At 52.9% G+C, this 19829-nt stretch carries 14 protein-coding genes; 12 read left to right on the top strand and 2 right to left on the bottom strand.

Annotated elements, in window-relative coordinates:
- The first annotated feature begins 248 nt into the window (after nt 1–248).
- Nucleotides 249–1628 carry a putrescine aminotransferase gene (gene ygjG / locus NMD08_RS03260; RefSeq protein WP_187253292.1) on the top strand — a complete coding sequence of 460 codons (1380 nt, stop codon included), beginning with the start codon at nt 249–251 and terminating at the stop codon, nt 1626–1628.
- Nucleotides 1629–1682: 54 nt separating this feature from the next.
- Here ygjG and NMD08_RS03255 read toward each other — a convergent pair whose 3' ends face one another.
- A complete protein-coding gene (locus tag NMD08_RS03255; RefSeq protein WP_016157522.1) occupies nt 1683–2015 on the bottom strand; it encodes a tRNA-binding protein in 333 nt (110 codons plus the stop codon).
- A 209-nt stretch (nt 2016–2224) separates the two neighbouring features.
- Here NMD08_RS03255 and ebgR point away from each other — a divergent pair, with 209 nt between their 5' ends.
- From ebgR to NMD08_RS03220, 7 genes are all read left to right on the top strand, one after another.
- Entirely contained in the window at nt 2225–3208 is a 984-nt protein-coding gene (ebgR, locus tag NMD08_RS03250; protein WP_151217803.1) for a transcriptional regulator EbgR, read from the top strand.
- Between the two features lie 207 nt (nt 3209–3415).
- Entirely contained in the window at nt 3416–6508 is a 3093-nt protein-coding gene (gene ebgA / locus NMD08_RS03245; RefSeq protein WP_370619500.1) for a beta-galactosidase subunit alpha, read from the top strand.
- Nucleotides 6505–6954 (top strand): beta-galactosidase subunit beta, encoded by a 450-nt coding sequence (locus NMD08_RS03240; RefSeq protein ID WP_151217805.1) that lies wholly within the window; start codon nt 6505–6507, stop codon nt 6952–6954. Before ebgA ends, NMD08_RS03240 begins: the two co-directional genes overlap by 4 nt.
- 66 nt (nt 6955–7020) lie before the next feature.
- The gene (locus tag NMD08_RS03235; protein ID WP_187253295.1) at nt 7021–8454 is read left to right on the top strand and encodes an amino acid permease; all 1434 of its coding nucleotides are present in this window, start codon (nt 7021–7023) and stop codon (nt 8452–8454) included.
- 82 nt (nt 8455–8536) lie between these two features.
- On the top strand, nt 8537–9598 hold the full coding sequence (gene ygjJ / locus NMD08_RS03230; RefSeq protein ID WP_210905421.1) for a protein YgjJ: 1062 nt from the start codon (nt 8537–8539) through the stop codon (nt 9596–9598).
- A gap of 15 nt (nt 9599–9613) precedes the next feature.
- The gene (gene ygjK / locus NMD08_RS03225) at nt 9614–11965 is read left to right on the top strand and encodes an alpha-glucosidase (protein WP_286543355.1); all 2352 of its coding nucleotides are present in this window, start codon (nt 9614–9616) and stop codon (nt 11963–11965) included.
- 144 nt (nt 11966–12109) lie between these two features.
- Nucleotides 12110–14128 carry an FAD-dependent oxidoreductase gene (locus NMD08_RS03220; RefSeq protein WP_151217807.1) on the top strand — a complete coding sequence of 673 codons (2019 nt, stop codon included), beginning with the start codon at nt 12110–12112 and terminating at the stop codon, nt 14126–14128.
- 54 nt (nt 14129–14182) lie between these two features.
- On the opposite strand, the gene rlmG is transcribed toward NMD08_RS03220, so the two are convergent.
- Nucleotides 14183–15319, bottom strand: coding sequence for a 23S rRNA (guanine(1835)-N(2))-methyltransferase RlmG (gene rlmG, locus NMD08_RS03215; protein ID WP_151217808.1), 1137 nt, complete (start codon nt 15317–15319; stop codon nt 14183–14185).
- A gap of 201 nt (nt 15320–15520) precedes the next feature.
- On the opposite strand from rlmG, the gene NMD08_RS03210 reads away from it, so the two are divergent.
- From NMD08_RS03210 to sstT, 4 genes are all read left to right on the top strand, one after another.
- Nucleotides 15521–16024, top strand: coding sequence for a M48 family metallopeptidase (locus NMD08_RS03210; protein WP_370619497.1), 504 nt, complete (start codon nt 15521–15523; stop codon nt 16022–16024).
- 69 nt (nt 16025–16093) lie between these two features.
- On the top strand, nt 16094–17092 hold the full coding sequence (locus tag NMD08_RS03205) for a Gfo/Idh/MocA family protein (RefSeq protein ID WP_151217810.1): 999 nt from the start codon (nt 16094–16096) through the stop codon (nt 17090–17092).
- Nucleotides 17093–17363: 271 nt separating this feature from the next.
- Nucleotides 17364–18332, top strand: coding sequence for a TerC family protein (locus NMD08_RS03200; RefSeq protein WP_151217811.1), 969 nt, complete (start codon nt 17364–17366; stop codon nt 18330–18332).
- Between the two features lie 242 nt (nt 18333–18574).
- Nucleotides 18575–19819, top strand: a complete 1245-nt coding sequence (gene sstT, locus NMD08_RS03195) for a serine/threonine transporter SstT (protein ID WP_151217812.1) — start codon at nt 18575–18577, stop codon at nt 19817–19819.
- Nucleotides 19820–19829: the final 10 nt, after the last annotated feature.

Here is a 19829-nt window from a genome sequence, read left to right as displayed (position 1 = left end):
ACTTCTACCAATGCACCGTCACAGTGCGAAACTTGCTCATTTTTAGCGCAGAAAAGGGAGTTTCCGATCTGTTTTCGCAGTCTGAACTTGGGCAAAATGCCAGCAAATGTTAAAATATGGCATTAAATGTTGCACAAATAAGATGTTTCCTGGTGTTTATCCCGATTTTTGCTAAGCGCGCCGGAATGGCGCAATCCCTGCAATACTTAATTCAGTATCATGTGATACGCCAGCTCCGGGAGCATATTTTGAACAGGTTACCTTCCAGCGCATCGGCCCTGGCCTGCAGCGCACACGCACTGAATCTCATCGAAAAGCGCACGCTTGATCATGAGGAAATGAAATCATTAAACCGAGAGGTGATTGAATACTTCAAGGAGCATGTCAATCCGGGGTTCTTAGAGTATCGAAAATCTGTAACTGCAGGCGGGGATTACGGAGCCGTAGAGTGGCAAGCGGGAAGCCTGAATACGCTTGTCGACACCCAGGGACAGGAGTTCGTTGATTGCCTGGGTGGTTTTGGAATTTTCAACGTGGGGCACCGTAATCCAGTCGTGGTTTCCGCCGTACAGAATCAACTCGCGAAACAACCTCTGCATAGCCAGGAGTTACTTGACCCTCTGCGGGCCATGCTGGCAAAGACCCTTGCCGCACTGGCACCCGGTAAACTGAAATACAGTTTTTTCTGTAACAGCGGGACCGAGTCGGTTGAAGCCGCTCTGAAGCTGGCGAAAGCGTATCAATCGCCGCGCGGTAAATTTACGTTTATTGCCACCAGCGGCGCATTTCACGGCAAATCTCTGGGCGCGCTCTCTGCCACAGCGAAATCAACTTTCCGCAAACCCTTTATGCCGCTGCTGCCAGGTTTCCGTCATGTGCCGTTTGGCGATGTTAACGCGCTGCGCACTATGCTCAGTGAGTGTAAAAAAACCGGTGATGACGTTGCAGCTGTGATCCTTGAACCTATCCAGGGTGAAGGAGGCGTGATCCTGCCGCCGCAAGGGTATTTGACCACCGTTCGTAAACTTTGCGATGAGTATGGCGCGCTAATGATCCTTGACGAAGTACAAACCGGCATGGGTCGTACTGGCAAAATGTTCGCCTGCGAGCACGAAAACGTGCAGCCCGACATTATGTGCCTGGCTAAAGCGCTGGGCGGGGGCGTGATGCCGATTGGCGCAACCATTGCCACCGAAGAGGTGTTCTCGGTTCTGTTCGACAATCCTTTCTTGCATACCACCACCTTTGGCGGCAATCCGCTCGCGTGTGCGGCTGCGCTGGCCACCATTAACGTCCTGCTGGAGCAAAATTTACCGGCCCAGGCGGAGCAGAAAGGCGATATGTTGCTGGATGGTTTCCGCCAGCTTGCGCGGGAATATCCGGACCTGGTGCATGATGTACGCGGCAAGGGCATGCTGATGGCAATCGAGTTTGTCGATAATGAAATCGGCTACAACTTTGCCAGTGAGATGTTCCGCCAGCGGGTGCTGGTTGCCGGCACGCTGAATAATGCCAAGACGATCCGCATCGAACCGCCGTTAACGTTAACGATCGAACAATGCGATCTGGTATTACGATCGACGCGCAAAGCCCTGGCAGCATTACGGGTGAGCGTGGAGCAGGTGTAAAAGATGTCTGTCCGGCCTGCGTTTACAAACGTAGGCCGGATAAGGCAGCACAATTTAAACAATCCGTACGCCTGCAGGCATGAGGCGTTCTGGCGTTAACAGCACGCTTTCGCTGCCATCGTCCGTCTCAGCGCACAGCAGCATACACTCTGATGTCTCACCGCGCATTTTGGCCTTTTGCAGATTACACAGTACCACCACCGTTTTCCCCATCAGCTCCTCTTCGCTGTAATAAGGTACCAGGCTGGTCACGGTTTGCAGCGTACGTTCTCCCACATCAACCTGCACGATATACAGCTTATCGGCATTGTCATGGCGCTTTACCTGTGCGATTTTTCCAACACGTATTTCCATGCGGGCAAAATCAGCAAATGCGACGGTATCCATTGTTTTCTCCTTTGGTAAAATTTTACTAAATACTAGCAAACTATTTTCCGGGCATTGTTCTTAAAAGCGGGAAAATGACGCACTCATCACACTCTGCAAGCCCAGTTTTACCCCGAGCATGTCAATTAAACGTGCTTTTTTTACTGAAAACAGATGAATAGATAAGCGCTTCATTTACAATGCGCAGGTAACTCAGGGAAAAGGCAAACATGGCAACACTTAAAGACATCGCAATCGAAGCTGGCGTGTCCCTGGCGACAGTGTCCCGGGTTTTAAACGATGACCCCACGCTGAATGTAAAAGAAGAGACCAAGCATCGCATTCTGGAGATCGCGGAAAAGCTGGAGTACAAAACCAGCAGCGCCCGTAAGAACCAGACCAGCGCGCTCGGCCTCCAGCATATTCTGGCGCTCTACAGCTATCAGCAGGATTTGGAAATCAACGATCCTTACTATCTCGCGATCCGCCATGGGATTGAAACCCAGTGCGAGAAGCTGGGGATTGAACTGACCAACTGCTATGAGCACAGTGGGCTGCCGGAGAACAAAAACATTACCGGCATTCTTATTGTTGGCAAGCCTTCTCCTGCGCTGCGCGAGGCGGCAACAGCGCTTACCGACAACATCTGCTTTATCGATTTTCATGAACCCGGCAGCGAATATGACGCTGTCGATATCGATCTGGCCCGCATCAGTAAAGAGAGCATCGACTACTTCATCGCCCAGGGCGTCACCCGCATTGGCTTCATCGGTGGCGAAGATCAGCCTGGCAAGGCTGATATCCGCGAAGCCGCGTTTGTCGAATACGGTCGCCTGCAGCAGGTCGTTTCTGAACAGGATATCTATCGCGGCGGCTTCTCCAGTTCATCAGGCTATGAGCTGGCCAAAAAAATGCTAGCGAAAGCCGACTATCCCAGCGCCCTGTTTGTGGCTTCTGACTCGATTGCTATTGGCGTTCTCCGCGCCATTCACGAGCGTGGTCTGAACATTCCGCAGGACATTTCGCTGATTAGCGTTAATGATATCCCGACGGCGCGCTTCACCTTTCCTCCGCTTTCCACCGTGCGCATCCATTCAGAAATGATGGGCAGTCAGGGCGTCAACCTGCTGTTTGAGAAAGCCCGCGATGGACGTGCGCTTCCTCTGCTGGTTTTTGTTCCCAGCAAGCTGAAACTGCGCGGTACTACCCGCTAAAATCCCCCATTTATCCGCCCGGTTTCAACTGAAGCCGGGCGCGCATTGTCATGCATTCTTTTCTGCGCCCGAATTATTTTCGTGATCCAGTTAAAGTAAATCATCTCACCCGCTATATTTTAGTAAAACTTTTACTAAAATCATCATCAATTATCCTTACTCACCATTACAATGAATGGTTTCGATTTTTCTCCACCGGGAGGCCTTATGAATCGCTGGGAAAACATTCAGCTCACCCACGAAAATCGATTGGCGCCACGCGCATATTTTTTCTCTTACGACTCCGTTGCGCAGGCCCGCTCGTTTGCCCGCGAAACCAGCAGCCTCTTTCAGTTGCTGAGCGGTCAGTGGAATTTCCAGTTCTTTGAGCATCCGCTGCAGGTGCCGGAAGCCTTTACGTCGCAGTTTATGAGCGACTGGGGCAGCATCACCGTCCCCGGCATGTGGCAGATGGAAGGACACGGCAAGCTGCAGTATACCGACGAAGGTTTTCCTTTCCCGATTGATGTCCCCTACGTGCCGACCAATAACCCTACCGGCGCCTACCAGCGTATTTTCTCCCTCAGTGAAGGCTGGCAGGGCAAACAAACGCTGATTAAATTTGATGGCGTAGAAACCTACTTCGAAGTTTACGTGAATGGTCAGTACGTTGGCTTCAGCAAAGGCAGTCGCCTGACGGCCGAGTTTGATATCAGCGCAGTGGTGAAGACCGGTGACAACCTGCTGTGCGTTCGCGTTATGCAATGGGCTGATTCCACTTACATTGAAGACCAGGATATGTGGTGGTCGGCGGGAATTTTCCGCGACGTCTATCTGGTCGGTAAACAGGCGACCCATATCCAGGATTTTACCGTTCGTACCGATTTCGATGATGACTATCGCGATGCCACCCTCTCCTGCGACATCGTGCTGGAAAATATCGCCTCCACGCCAACGATGGCATCGCTCGAATACACTTTGTTTGACGGTGAGCAGACGCTGCATAACGGCGTGATTAACGCTCTGACGGTGGATAAGCTCACCCGCACCGCGTTCAATTTCAAGGTCAGCAAGCCGCACCAGTGGTCTGCGGAATCACCGTATCTCTATCATCTGGTAATGACCCTGAAAGATGCCAGCGGCAACATCCTTGAGGTTGTGCCGCAGCGCATCGGATTCCGTGATATCAACGTTCGCGACGGTCTGTTTTACATCAATAACCGCTATGTCATGCTGCATGGTGTCAACCGTCATGACAACGATCATCTTAAGGGCCGCGCGGTTGGTATGGATCGCGTGGAAAAAGATCTGTTGTTAATGAAGCAGCACAACATCAACTCCGTACGCACCGCCCATTACCCGAACGATCCACGTTTCTATGAATTGTGCGATATCTACGGTTTGTTCGTCATGGCCGAAACCGACGTTGAATCTCACGGCTTCGCTAATATCGGCGATATCAGCCGGATCACCGACGATCCGCTGTGGGAAAATGTCTATGTTGAGCGCATCGTACGCCACGTCCACGCGCAGAAAAACCACCCGTCGATCGTCATCTGGTCGCTCGGCAATGAATCCGGCTACGGCTGTAATATTCGCGCCATGTACCACGCGGCAAAAGCGCTGGATGACACGCGTCTGATCCATTACGAAGAAGATCGTGACGCCGAAGTGGTGGATATCATTTCCACCATGTACACCCGCGTACCGCTGATGAATGAGTTTGGTGAATACCCACATCCTAAACCGCGCATCATCTGCGAATATGCTCACGCAATGGGCAACGGCCCCGGCGGGCTAACGGAATATCAGAACGTCTTCTATCAGCATGATTGCATTCAGGGACACTATGTCTGGGAGTGGTGTGATCACGGGATTCAGGCCAAAGATGACGACGGTAACCTCTGGTACAACTATGGCGGTGACTACGGCGACTACCCGAACAACTACAACTTCTGCCTTGATGGCCTGATTTATTCCGATCAAACCCCAGGCCCGGGTCTGCAAGAGTACAAGCAGGTCATTGCGCCAGTAAAAGTGCGCGCGCAGGATCTGGCTCGCGGCGAGCTGCGGGTAGAAAACAAACTGTGGTTTACCACGCTTGACGACTACACCCTGCATATTGAGGTCCGCGCTGAAGGCGACACGCTTTCCAGCCAACAAATGAAACTGCGCGAGGTCGCACCCAACAGCGATACGCTGCTGCAATGCACACTGCCTGAGCTGGATGCGCGCGAGACGTTCCTCAACGTCACCGTGACGAAAGATTCCCGCACGTTATACAGCGAAGCCGGGCATCACATCGCGACTTATCAGTTCCCGCTGAAGGCCAGAACGGCGACTGCCGTACCGTTCAGTCTGCAAAACGCCACCCCTTTGACGCTGGAAGAGAACCGCCAGAGCTGCACCGTTCGCGGTTATAACTTCCATCTGATCTTCTCAAAGCTGACCGGTAAACCCATTAGCTGGAACGTCAATGGTGAAGAGCTGATTACCCGCGAGCCGAGGATTAATTTCTTCAAACCAACCATAGATAACCACAAGCAAGAGTTCGAAGGCCTCTGGCAGCCAAATCATATACAGATAATGCAGGAGCATTTGCGCGACTTTACTTTTGAGCAAACCGAAGATGCGCTGCTGATAACCAGCCAGACGATTATCGCCCCGCCGGTATTTGATTTCGGTATGCGCTGCACCTACCGCTGGCGGATTGCCGCAGACGGTCAGCTGAACGTGGAGCTTTCCGGCCAGCCTTACGGCGAATACCGGGACATTATTCCGTGCATTGGCTTCACGATGGGCATCAGCGGTGATTTGGGACAGGTGGCCTGGTACGGACGTGGTCCTGGTGAAAACTATGGCGACAGTCAACAAGCCAACATCATCGATATCTGGCGCAGCAGTGTGGATGAGATGTTCGAGAATTATCCGTTCCCGCAAAACAACGGCAATCGTCAGGACGTGCGTTGGGCAACGCTAACCGATCGTCACGGCAACGGTCTGTTGGTGATTCCGCAGTGCCCTGTCAACCTGAGCGCCTGGCGCTATACGCCAGAAAATATCTTTGCTGCACAGCACTGCAATGAGCTGCAGCGCAGCGATGACATCACCCTCAATCTGGACCATCAGCTACTGGGCTTAGGGTCTAACTCGTGGGGAAGTGAGGTACTTGATTCCTGGCGAGTCTGGTTTACGTCATTCAGCTACGGCTTCACGTTGTTGCCGGTTTCCGGCAGTGAGTCTGGCGCTCAAGCCACCGCCAACTGCGCCTTTGGCACCGGGTTCTTTTCCACGAATTTGCACAGCGAGAATACAAAATGAGGATCATCGACAACTTAGAGCAGTTCCAGCAACGCTTTGCTTCGGGTCGGAAATGGCAACGTTGCGTTGAGGCCATTGAAAATATTGACAATATTCAACCTGGTGTCGCTCACTCTATCGGTGATTCTCTGAGCTACCGCGTAGAGACAGACTCTGCAACTGATGCGCTGTTTACCGGTCATCGTCGTTATTTTGAGATCCATTACTACCTGCAAGGACAGCAAAAAATAGAGTATGCCGCCAAAGAAGATCTCCAGGTGGTTGAATATTATCGCGATGAAACCGATCGCGAATATCTGAAAGGCTGCGGAAAAACCGTAGAAGTGCACGAAGGACAAATGGTTATTTGTGACAACCATGAAGCCTATCGTTTTATCTGTAATAGCGTAGTGAAGAAAGTCGTACTCAAAGTCACCATCGAAGATGGTTATTTTCATAATAAATAAAAAACACAGGCGGCGCCGACGTTGCGCCGCCAGTACCCTATAATAATCAGGAATCGGAGATGTGCTATGTCTGATACCAAACGTAATACCATCGGCAAGTTCGGCTTACTTTCACTCACCTTTGCCGCGGTTTATAGTTTTAATAACGTTATCAACAATAATATTGAGCTTGGTCTGGCATCCGCACCGATGTTTTTCCTCGCGACAATTTTCTACTTTATTCCATTCTGCTTAATCATCGCCGAATTTGTTTCGCTGAATAAAAACTCCGAAGCCGGTGTCTACGCATGGGTGAAAAGCTCGCTGGGCGGGCGCTGGGCCTTTATTACCGCCTACACCTACTGGTTCGTTAACCTGTTCTTTTTCACCTCGCTTTTGCCCCGCGTTATCGCCTATGCCTCCTACGCATTTTTAGGCTACGAATACATTCTGACACCGTTCGCCACCACCGTGTTAAGTATGGTGCTGTTTGCCTTCTCGACCTGGGTTTCGACCAACGGCGCAAAAATGCTGGGGCCGATTACCTCCGTCACCTCCACGCTGATGCTGCTGCTGACGCTGTCCTACATTTTACTGGCGGGTACTGCGTTGGTGGGCGGCGTGCAGCCTGCTGACCCCATCACCGTTGATGCAATGATCCCGAATTTTAACTGGGCGTTCCTCGGTATTACCACCTGGATATTCATGGCGGCAGGCGGCGCGGAGTCCGTGGCGGTGTATGTCAACGACGTTAAGGGCGGGTCAAAATCGTTCGTGAAGGTCATTATCATTGCCGGGATTTTTATCGGCGTGCTTTATTCCATCTCCTCGGTGCTGATCAACGTCTTCGTCAGCAGCAAAGAACTGAAGTTCACTGGTGGATCGGTGCAGGTATTCCACGGTCTGGCGGCATACTTTGGCCTGCCGGAACTCATCGTTAACCGCTTTGTCGGCCTGGTCTCCTTTACCGCGATGTTCGGCTCTCTGCTGATGTGGACCGCTACGCCGGTGAAGATCTTCTTCTCTGAAATTCCGGCGGGTATTTTCGGTAAAAAAACCGTCGAACTGAATGAAAACGGCGTACCGGCCCGCGCAGCGTGGATCCAGTTTCTGATCGTTATCCCACTGATGATTATACCAACGCTCGGCTCTAATACCGTGCAGGACCTGATGAACACCATCATCAACATGACCGCCGCCGCATCGATGCTGCCGCCGCTGTTTATTATGCTGGCCTACCTGAATCTACGCGCAAAACTGGACCACTTGCCGCGCGACTTCCGTATGGGTTCGCAAAAAACCGGCATTATTGTGGTATCAATGCTGATCGTCCTGTTCACCATCGGCTTTATTGCCTCTACCTTCCCGACCGGCGGGAATATCATAACCATTATTTTTTATAACGTCGGTGGAATTGTTATTTTCCTCGGTTTTGCCTGGTGGAAATACAGTAAATACATTAAAGGGTTAACCAAAGAAGAAAAAGCTATTGAGGCTGCTCCCGCTTCAAATATCAATTAATGATTAAAGCATAATAACAATAAACAATATTCGCTAAGGCTATAACAATAAAAATTATATTTTATTTGCTTAGGATCGGAGCATGAATAACATTAGCCAATATTGCAGGGCAATTATTGCCCTGCCCTTTTTCTGCGTCTCCTCTCTGGGTGCAGAAGAAGTTCGCCCTGCTGAACACGATGATACGAAAACACCTGCCATAACCTCCCCCTCATTTCGTTTTTATGGTGAATTGGGCATGGGGGGATATATGGATTTAGAAGGAAAAGATAAGCATAAATACAGCGACGGTACCTACATTGAAGGTGGTCTGGAGATAAAACACGGTTCATGGTTTGGTCTGATCTACGGCGAGGGCTGGACCGTGCAGGCCGACCATCAAGGCAATGCCTGGGTTCCTGACCATAGCTGGGGCGGATTCGAAGGCGGGATCAACCGCTTTTACGGTGGTTACCGTACCGATGCTGGAACAGAGATGATGCTCAGTCTGCGCCAGGACTCCTCGCTGGATGACCTGCAATGGTGGGGAGATTTCACGCCAGACCTGGGCTACGTTATTCCGAATACCCGAGACATTATGACCGCCATTAAGGTGCAAAACCTGACCGGCCCTTTGCGCTATAGCGTGACCGCCACCCCCGCCGGACACCACGATGAAAGCAAAGCCTGGCTGCACTTTGGTAAATACGATCGCTACGACGATAAATATACCTATCCGGCCATGATGAACGGTTACATCCAGTACGACCTGACTGAAGGCGTAACCTGGATGAACGGTCTGGAGATAACGGACGGTACCGGACAGCTGTTCCTGACCGGTATCCTCACCCCCAACTTCGCCGCCCGCGCGTGGCACCACACGGGTCGCGCCGACGGGCTGGATGTATCCGGCACCGAGACCGGCTATATGATCAGCGCGATGTATGAAGCGCTAAAAGGCGTTTATCTCTCCACCGCATATAGCTACGCCAAACACCGACCGGATCGCGCCGAGGAAGAAACTACGTCCTTTATGCAGTTCGGTATCTGGTATGAATACGGCGGCGGACGTTTCGCTACCGCCTTCGACAGCCGGTTCTATATGCAGAATGCCTCTGGTGACCCGAGCGACCAAATCTTCCTGATGCAATATTTCTATTGGTAACAAGGATCGGAACCCATGAACATCAAACTTCTTCTTACGCCGCTGGCCTGTCTCCTGCTGATGAGCGTCTCTGAGCATGCCGCCAGCGCTAACGAGTTTAAAAACATCATTAATCGCACCGGTGCACCGGACTACATGCATGACTACGATCACGACGACCACCAGCGCTTTAATCCCTTTTTCGACCTCGGCTCATGGCACGGGCATCTGTTGCCAGATGGCCCGGATACCATGGGCGGCTTTCCTGGCGTCGCACTGCTGACCGAAGAGTACATCAACTTCATGGCCAATAATTTTGACCGGCTGACAGTGTACCAGCAGGGTAAAAAGGTCAATTTCACCCTCGAGGCTTACAGCATTCCAGGGGCGCTGGTACAGAAATTGTCATCAAAAGATGTACAGATAGAGATGACGCTACGCTTCGCCAGTCCGCGCACCTCGCTGCTGGAAACCAAAATCATCAGCAACTCGCCGCTGGATCTGGTGTGGGATGGCGAGCTTCTGGAAAAAGTGGAGGCAAAAGACGGGCAGCCGACATCAACCAAAACCGTCGATGAAGAGTATCCTGATTATCAGCGCAAAATCACCGCCACCCACGACGGTCTGAAAGTCACGTTCGGCAAAGTGCGTTCAACCTGGGATTTGCTCACCTCCGGCGAATCAGAATATCAGGTGCATAAGTCGCTGCCGATGAAAACAGCCGTCGACGGTCTTCGCTTCACCAGCAAAGCGCATATCAACAGCTCTACCACGTTCTACACCACCTATTCACACTTATTGACCGCGCGGGAAGTCAGCAAAGAGCAGCCGCAGATCCGCGATATTCTGGCGCGTCCCTCTTCCTACATGCTCGCTTCGCAGCAGCGCTGGGACGACTATCTCAAGAAAGGCTTAAATAACCCGGATGCCACGCCAGAACAAACCCGAGTGGCGGTGAAGGCGATCGAGACGCTGAATGGTAACTGGCGCTCGCCGGGCGGCGCGGTAAAACACAATACTGTGACGCCGTCCGTTACCGCTCGCTGGTTCTCCGGCAACCAGACCTGGCCGTGGGACACCTGGAAACAAGCCTTCGCCATGGCGCACTTTAACCCGGAGATCGCTAAAGAGAACATTCGTGCCGTCTTTTCATGGCAGATAAAACCCGGCGATCCCGTTCGCGCGCAGGACGCCGGATTCATTCCCGACCTGATTGCCTGGAACCTCAGCCCCGAGCGCGGCGGCGACGGCGGCAACTGGAACGAACGCAACACCAAGCCAAGCCTGGCGGCCTGGTCGGTGATGGAGGTCTACAACGTCACCAAGGACAAGGCCTGGCTCGAAGAGATGTATCCGAAGCTGGTTGCATATCACGACTGGTGGCTACGAAACCGCGATCATAACGGCAACGGCGTACCTGAATATGGCGCAACGCGCGATAAAGCTCACAATACCGACAGCGGTGAAATGCTGTTCACGGTGAAAAAAGGCGACAAAGAAGAGACCCTTTCCGGGCTGAAAAACTACGCCAATATCATCAGTAAAGGCCAGTATGACAGCCTCGAGATCCCAGCACAGGTTGCCGCCTCCTGGGAATCCGGGCGTGACGATGCGGCAGTCTTCGGTTTTATCGACAAAGAGCAACTGGATAAATACGTCGCTAAGGGTGGGAAACGCAGCGACTGGGTGGTGAAATTTGCCGATAATCGCAGTAACGACGGGAGGTTACTGGGTTACTCGCTGCTGCAGGAATCGGTCGATCAGGCCAGCTACATGTATAGCGATAATCACTATCTGGCAGAAATGGCGACAATTCTCGGCAAAGCCGACGATGCCAAACGCTACCAGGCGCTGGCGAAAAAACTCGCCGATTACATCAATACCTGTATGTTCGACCCGGTAACACACTTCTATTACGACATTCGTATTGAAGATAAACCGCTGGCTAATGGCTGTGCGGGCAAACCAATCGTCGAACGCGGCAAAGGGCCGGAAGGCTGGTCGCCGCTGTTTAACGGGGCGGCAACGCAGCCCCATGCGGACGCGGTGGTTAAGGTGATGCTCGATCCCAAAGAGTTCAACACCTTTGTCCCGCTTGGTACGGCAGCGCTGACCAACCCGGCCTTCGGTGCAGACATTTACTGGCGTGGGCGTGTGTGGGTGGATCAGTTCTGGTTCGGGCTAAAAGGGATGGAGCGTTATGGCTATCGCGATGAAGCGTTAAAACTGGCAGATACCTTCTTCAGCCACGCCAAAGGCCTTACCGCAGACGGTCCGATTCAGGAGAACTATAACCCGCTAACCGGTGCGCAACAGGGCGCGCCGAACTTCTCCTGGAGCGCAGCGCATCTTTATATGCTGTATAACGATTTTCTAAAACAGCAGTAACGTCAATTGGCTCTCCTGTAAAGGAGAGCCTCTTTTTTGAATCCCATCACAATCACGGCATTCCCCTTTTCCCTTTTACGCCACGACGGCTAAATTAGAACTCATCCGACCACATAACAATAATTTTACATACTGGACACCTTTATGAGCTATCCGTCGCTGTTCGCCCCGCTCGATTTAGGCTTCACTACGCTTAAAAACCGCGTGCTGATGGGGTCAATGCATACCGGGTTGGAAGAGTACCCTGATGGCGCTGAACGGCTGGCCGCGTTCTACGCCGAACGTGCCCGTCACGGAGTCGCGTTAATTGTGAGCGGAGGTATTGCGCCTGCGCTTTCCGGCGTGGGGATGGAAGGCGGCGCGATGTTGAACGACAGCAGCCAGCTCGCACACCATCGCGTCATTACCGATGCCGTGCATGACGAAGGCGGCAAAATCGCCCTGCAAATCCTGCATACCGGGCGTTACAGCTATCAGCCGCATCTGGTGGCGCCTTCCGCTATTCAGGCGCCAATCAACCGTTTTACGCCACATGAACTGACGCATGATGAAGTGCTGCAACTGATTGAAGATTTTGCCCATTGCGCCCAACTGGCGCGGGAAGCAGGCTACGATGGCGTTGAAGTGATGGGATCCGAAGGGTATCTCATCAATGAATTCCTGACTCTGCGCACCAATCAGCGCAATGATCAATGGGGCGGCGAGTATGCCAACCGCATGCGTTTTGCCGTTGAGGTGGTACGGGCAGTACGCCAGCGTGCGGGCCATGACTTCATAATCATCTTCCGTCTGTCGATGCTCGATCTGGTGGAAAACGGTGGAACCTTCGACGAAACCGTCCAGCTGGCACAAGCGATAGAAGCCGCAGGCGCCACCATTATTAACACCGGTATTGGCTGGCATGAGGCACGTATTCCCACTATTGCGACCCCGGTACCGCGCGGCGCGTTTAGTTGGGTGACGCGTAAGCTGAAAGGCCATGTGACAATCCCACTGGTCACCACCAACCGTATTAACGATCCCCAGGTCGCCGATGACATTCTGGCCCGTGGCGATGCCGATATGGTGTCGATGGCCCGTCCGTTCCTCGCCGATGCCGAACTGCTGTCAAAAGCGCAAACCGGACGAGCGGATGAGATCAACACCTGTATCGGCTGTAACCAGGCCTGCCTGGATCAGATCTTCGTCGGCAAAGTTACCTCTTGCCTGGTGAATCCTCGCGCCTGCCATGAAACCAAAATGCCGATCGTTGCGGCCACTCAGCCGAAAAATCTGGCGGTGGTTGGCGCGGGCCCTGCGGGCCTCGCCTTCGCCATTAATGCCGCTGCGCGCGGGCATCACGTGACGCTGTTTGACGCGCATGGTGAGATTGGCGGGCAGTTTAATATCGCCAAACAGATCCCCGGCAAAGAAGAATTCTATGAAACCCTGCGCTACTACCGCCGGATGATCGACGTGACTGGCGTGACGCTGAAGCTGAATCATTTTGTCAGCGCACGCGATCTGCACATCTTCGACGAAGTGATCCTTGCCAGCGGGATCGAGCCTCGCATGCCACCGATCGAGGGGATCGACCACCCTAAAGTACTGAGCTATCTTGACGTCCTGCGCGATAAAACGCCGGTGGGCAAACGCGTGGCGATCGTTGGCTGCGGCGGGATAGGATTCGATACTGCCATGTACCTGAGCCAATCAGGCGATCCCACCAGCCAGAACATTGCGGAGTTCTGCGTGGAATGGGGAATCGACACCAGCCTGCAACAGCCTGGCGGCTTACGCCCGGAAGGTCCGCATTTATCCCGCAGCCCACGCCAGATAGTGATGCTGCAACGCAAAGCCAGCAAACCGGGGCAAGGTTTAGGTAAAACGACAGGCTGGATCCATCGCGCCACCTTACTCTCACGCGGTGTGAAAATGATCCCGGCGGTCAGTTATCAGAAAATTGATGATGATGGCTTACACGTTGTGCTGAACGGCGAACCGGTGATCTTTAACGTGGATCACGTGGTGATTTGCGCCGGACAAGAGCCGCGCCGTGAGCTGGTCGATCCGCTCCACGCAGCGGGTAAAACGGTGCATCTGATCGGCGGCTGCGACGTGGCGATGGAACTGGATGCCCGACGCGCTATTGCGCAAGGGACGAGGCTGGCGCTGGAGATTTAACAAATTGTATCCCGGTGGCCGGATAAGGCGTTAGCCGCTATCCGGCACAAGGGCTTAACGACGACGACCGGTTTTGACCGCTTTCAGCACCACGAATTTATTATTGGTGGCGATGGTCACGCAGTTGCCAAAAATCTTCTTCAGCTTGTGGAAGTAGTCGAGATGACGGTTAGCCACAATGTACAGCTCGCCGTTGATTTTCAGACAGCGGCGGGCGTGGTGGAACATCTCCCAGGCGATATTATCGGTCAGCGCGTGCTTCTGGTGGAACGGCGGATTACACAATACGGCGTTAAAGCGGAACGGTTCGACACCAGACAGCGCGTTGTTGATCATAAACTCACAGCGATCCATCGCTTCCGGCATGTTACTTTCCACGTTCAAACGGCTAGAAGCCACCGCCATGGGCGATTCATCAACAAATACCACGCTGGCTTCTGGGTTCTTCGCCAGCAGTGTCATACCGATGACGCCGTTACCACAGCCGAGGTCAACAATCTCCCCTTCGAGGTTTTCCGGCAAATGCTCGATAAAAAAGCGCGCGCCGATATCCAGTCCGGTACGGGAGAAAACATTGGCGTGGTTATGGATAGTCCAGTCAGTGCCTTCCAGCTTCCAGCTCAGCGTTTGCGAGGCAGTGGCCAGCTCAGGTTTGCTGAATGTGCAGTTGATCAGACGGGCTTTTTTCCACGCCAGCGTCGTGGTGGTTGGCCCCAACACTTTTTCGAACAGCTCCAGCGTCGAGGTATGCACATCGCGCGCCTTCGCGCCCGCGATGATGCGCGTTTGCGGCGTCACCACTTCACGCAGCGCGCGCAGCTGCTGTTCGAGCAGCGCCATGGTTTTTGGCAGCTTAATCAGCACCACGCCCGGTGCCTGCGGATATTCAGCGGTACTGTCGAGGAATTTGACGCTCGACTCGGCAATATCGTTGTGACGCAGGTTCTCGCGGGTGGCAAGCTCACTTAAGTAGGAATCGCCGATGCTGTACGGCGTATGTTCCGCCAGCGCACAGCCCAGCGCACCAAAGGTATCATTCAGGATCAGCACCGGGCCGCTAATCTCGGTATCGTCCAGCTGTTGCAGCAGATATTCATCTGCTGCTTCCCACGCCAGCAGCGGGTTAACGTCATCCGTTTCCGGGAAACGTTTAAGTGACAGCGAACGGAAACCGTTGTCTATGTGGCTCATCGGCCCTCCTGAATGGTAAAATTTCGGCGTATCCCTGAAAAGGGTGCGTGAGTATACAACATTTTGAATACACAAAATCATTCAAGTTGCGTCAAGGCGGCAAGTGAGTGAATCCCCAGTCACGTACATAAGTACGTGACTGGAGTGCGCGAACGCAGCCAACACAGAGGCAGCTTGAAGGATGAAGTGGATGGGACATGAATGAACCAACTAACTTACCTCCAGGGCTACCCGGAACATTTGCTTTCTCAGGTGAGAACGCTGATTGCTGAACAGCGTCTGGGCGCAGTGCTGGAGAAGCGCTATCCGGGTACGCATGATTTCGCGACCGACAAAGCGCTCTGGCAATATACTCAGGATCTGAAAAATCAGTTTCTGCGTAACGCCCCACCACTGAATAAAGTCATGTATGACAGTCAGATCCACGTTCTGAAAAATGCGCTGGGCCTGCATACCGCCGTCTCTCGTGTGCAGGGTGGTAAGCTAAAGGCTAAAGCAGAAATCCGCGTCGCCACCGTGTTTCGCAATGCCCCTGAACCCTTTTTACGCATGATCGTCGTGCATGAGCTGGCGCATCTGAAAGAAAAAGAGCACGACAAAGCGTTTTACCAGCTGTGCTGCCATATGGAGCCTCAGTATCATCAACTGGAGTTCGATACCCGCCTGTGGTTAACGCAACATTCGTTAAAGCAAACTGCGCCGTAGCGCACTGGCTTTGTCTTCAGGGCATGCTAAATTGACGAAAGAATCCCTTTCCACAGCCTGAAGGCCTTTATGATACGTTTCGCAGTAATTGGCACAAACTGGATCACCCGCCAGTTTGTCGATGCCGCCCATGAAACCGGCAAATATAAGTTAACCGCAGTCTATTCCCGTAGCCTTGAGCAGGCGCAGACCTTCGCCAACGATTACCCCGTTGAGCATCTGTTTACCTCACTGGAAGCGATGGCGCAAAGCGAGGCGATTGACGCCGTCTACATCGCCAGTCCAAACTCTCTGCATTTCCCGCAGACAGAGCTGTTTTTGCGGCACAAAAAGCATGTTATTTGCGAAAAACCGCTGGCCTCAAACCTGGCGCAAGCCGAAGCCGCTATCGCCTGCGCGCGCGAAAACCAGGTGGTACTGTTTGAAGCATTTAAGACCGCCAGCCTGCCTAACTTCCTGTTGTTGCAGCAATCGCTACCCAAAGTTGGAAGAATCAGAAAAGCATTTATCAATTACTGCCAGTACTCCTCACGTTACCAGCGCTATCTGGACGGTGAAAATCCAAATACGTTTAATCCAGCGTTCTCAAATGGCTCGATTATGGATATTGGTTTTTACTGCCTGGCCTCAGCGGTTGCGCTATGGGGTGAGCCGCAGAGCGTTCAGGCCAGCGCCAGCCTGCTGGAGAGCGGCGTGGACGCCCACGGCGTGGTGGTGCTGAATTACGGTGACTTTAGCGTCACGCTTCAGCACTCAAAAGTCAGCGACTCGGTATTAGCCAGTGAAATTCAGGGCGAGTCAGGATCGCTGGTGATCGAGCACATCTCCGAATGTCAAAAAGTGTGCTTCGTTCCGCGCGGGGGGAAAACACAGGATCTGACGACGCCTCAGCACATCAATACTATGCTGTATGAGGCAGAGGCGTTTGCTCATTTGGTTGAATCCGGCGAAGTGGATCACCCGGCACTGGCCGTCAGCCGTATCACCGCTAAACTGCAAACGGAGATTCGCCGCCAGACCGGCGTGGTTTTCCCGGCAGACGAAACGGTAACCTCGCTGACTGCGTAAAAGTGTGTAAATGGAATGTTGCAGGCCATTGACTGAAAGCATGGCCTGTAATATTTTGTAACCCGCAAAGGGGAGTAACTTCGTTGTCGGTTGATCGTCATTACGATGTGTGAAAAACCACATCCGGTCACCGGGCGATAACAAAGGAATACGCCATCGTATTCCTTTGTTGTTGTAAGTGAGACCTTGCCGAATGGCAAGGTCTATGCATAAAAAGCAGCGGCTAACGTCATTCGGCGTTGGCCGTTTTTTTTATGCATGGGGAAATACAATGAATACTGTTGGCACACCGTTGTTATGGGGTGGCTTCGCTGTCGTGGTGGTAATTATGCTGGCCATCGACCTGCTGTTGCAGGGGCGTCGTGGTGCGCATACGATGTCGATGAAGCAGGCTGCGGCCTGGTCCATCGTCTGGGTAACGTTGTCGTTACTGTTTAACGCCGCCTTCTGGTGGTATCTGGCGCAAACCCAGGGCCGAGCCGTTGCTGACCCGCAGGCACTGGCGTTCCTTACCGGCTATTTAATTGAAAAATCGCTGGCTGTAGATAACGTCTTCGTCTGGTTGATGCTGTTCAGTTACTTCTCCGTACCACCTGCATTGCAGCGTCGGGTGCTGGTGTATGGTGTGCTGGGAGCCATTGTTCTGCGTACGATCATGATCTTCGCTGGCACCTGGCTTATCACCCAGTTTGAATGGCTGCTGTACGTGTTCGGCGCGTTCCTGCTGTTTACCGGGGTGAAAATGGCGCTGGCAAAAGAGGATGAATCAGGCATTGGCGACAAACCGCTGGTACGCTGGCTACGTAGCCATTTGCGCATGACCGATACCATCGAAAACGAGCACTTCTTCGTGCGTAAGAACGGGCTGCTGTTTGTCACGCCGCTGATGCTGGTATTGATTCTGGTTGAGTTGAGCGACGTGATTTTTGCCGTCGACAGTATTCCGGCAATCTTCGCCGTCACTACCGACCCGTTCATCGTGTTGACCTCGAACCTGTTTGCTATTTTGGGTCTGCGCGCGATGTACTTCCTGCTGGCGGGCGTGGCGGAGCGTTTCTCCATGCTGAAGTACGGTCTGGCGGTCATTCTGGTGTTTATCGGTATTAAGATGCTGATCGTCGATTTCTACCATATCCCGATCGCTATCTCGCTAGGCGTGGTATTTGGCATCCTGTTTGTGACATTGATTGTCAACGCGTGGGTCAACCACCAGCACGATAAAAAGCAGCAAATACAGTAACTTTATCTGCTAGCTGAAAAGCCCGACGGCACACTGCGTGCGTTGGGCTTTTTGTTTATCATGTCAAAATAATGTTAACTCAAAGTTATAAAATATGATCTCAACGTGGAATCCAGCATATTTCTCTTCCCGAAGCTTTATCTTTCCTTATACTCAACCAGGCAAACACTTTGTTACATCCAGAAAGATGCGTCCTGAGAACGCACGATGGATGAGCAACAACACAATGAAAGGATCACGACATGACTACGCAACGTTCATCGGGGCTACTCTCGCGTTTGGCGCAAGGGAGCCTGGTTAAACAAATTTTGATCGGCTTGGTACTGGGGATTTTACTTGCACTGGTGTCAAAACCTGCGGCAGAAGCCGTTGGTCTGCTGGGTACGCTATTCGTCGGCGCATTAAAAGCCGTCGCGCCAATTCTGGTTCTGATGCTGGTAATGGCCTCTATCGCCAACCACCAGCACGGGCAAAAAACCAACATCCGCCCGATTCTGTTCCTCTACCTGCTCGGAACGTTTTCAGCCGCGTTAGCGGCCGTCGTCTTCAGCTTCGCCTTCCCGTCTACACTGCATCTTTCCAGCAGCGCCAGCGATATCGTGCCGCCATCCGGTATTGTTGAAGTGATGCGTGGACTGCTGATGAGCATGGTTTCCAACCCAATTGATGCCCTGCTTAACGCCAACTATATCGGTATTCTGGTATGGGCCGTTGGTCTGGGCTTTGCGCTGCGCCATGGTAATGAAACGACCAAAAACCTGGTCAATGATATGTCCAACGCCGTCACATTTATGGTGAAGCTGGTGATCCGTTTTGCCCCGATCGGTATCTTCGGCCTGGTCTCTTCTACCCTGGCAACCACCGGTTTTGCCACGCTGTGGGGCTATGCTCATCTGCTGACCGTGCTGGTAGGCTGTATGCTGCTAGTGGCGCTGGTGGTCAACCCGCTGCTGGTATTCTGGAAAATTCGTCGTAACCCATATCCGCTGGTGCTGGCCTGTCTGCGCGAAAGCGGCGTATACGCTTTCTTTACCCGCAGCTCTGCCGCCAACATTCCGGTGAATATGGCACTGTGTGAGAAGCTGAATCTGGACCGTGATACCTACTCGGTGTCTATCCCGCTTGGCGCCACCATCAATATGGCGGGCGCGGCGATCACCATTACCGTACTGACGCTGGCGGCGGTGAATACACTGGGAATTCCGGTCGATTTACCGACGGCGCTGTTACTGAGCGTGGTGGCGTCGCTGTGCGCCTGTGGCGCATCGGGCGTGGCAGGTGGCTCCCTGCTGCTGATCCCGCTGGCATGCAATATGTTTGGTATCCCAAATGACATCGCCATGCAGGTGGTAGCCGTTGGCTTCATCATCGGCGTACTGCAGGATTCCTGTGAAACGGCGCTGAACTCTTCTACTGACGTTCTGTTTACCGCGGCAGCCTGCCAGGCTGAAGACGAACGTCTGGCAAATAACGCTCTGCGCGGCTAATCCCTGCGCC

Source organism: Citrobacter meridianamericanus (genome assembly GCF_041320245.1).
GTDB lineage: Bacteria > Pseudomonadota > Gammaproteobacteria > Enterobacterales > Enterobacteriaceae > Citrobacter > Citrobacter meridianamericanus.
This window is presented reverse-complemented; position numbering and strand designations above follow the sequence as displayed.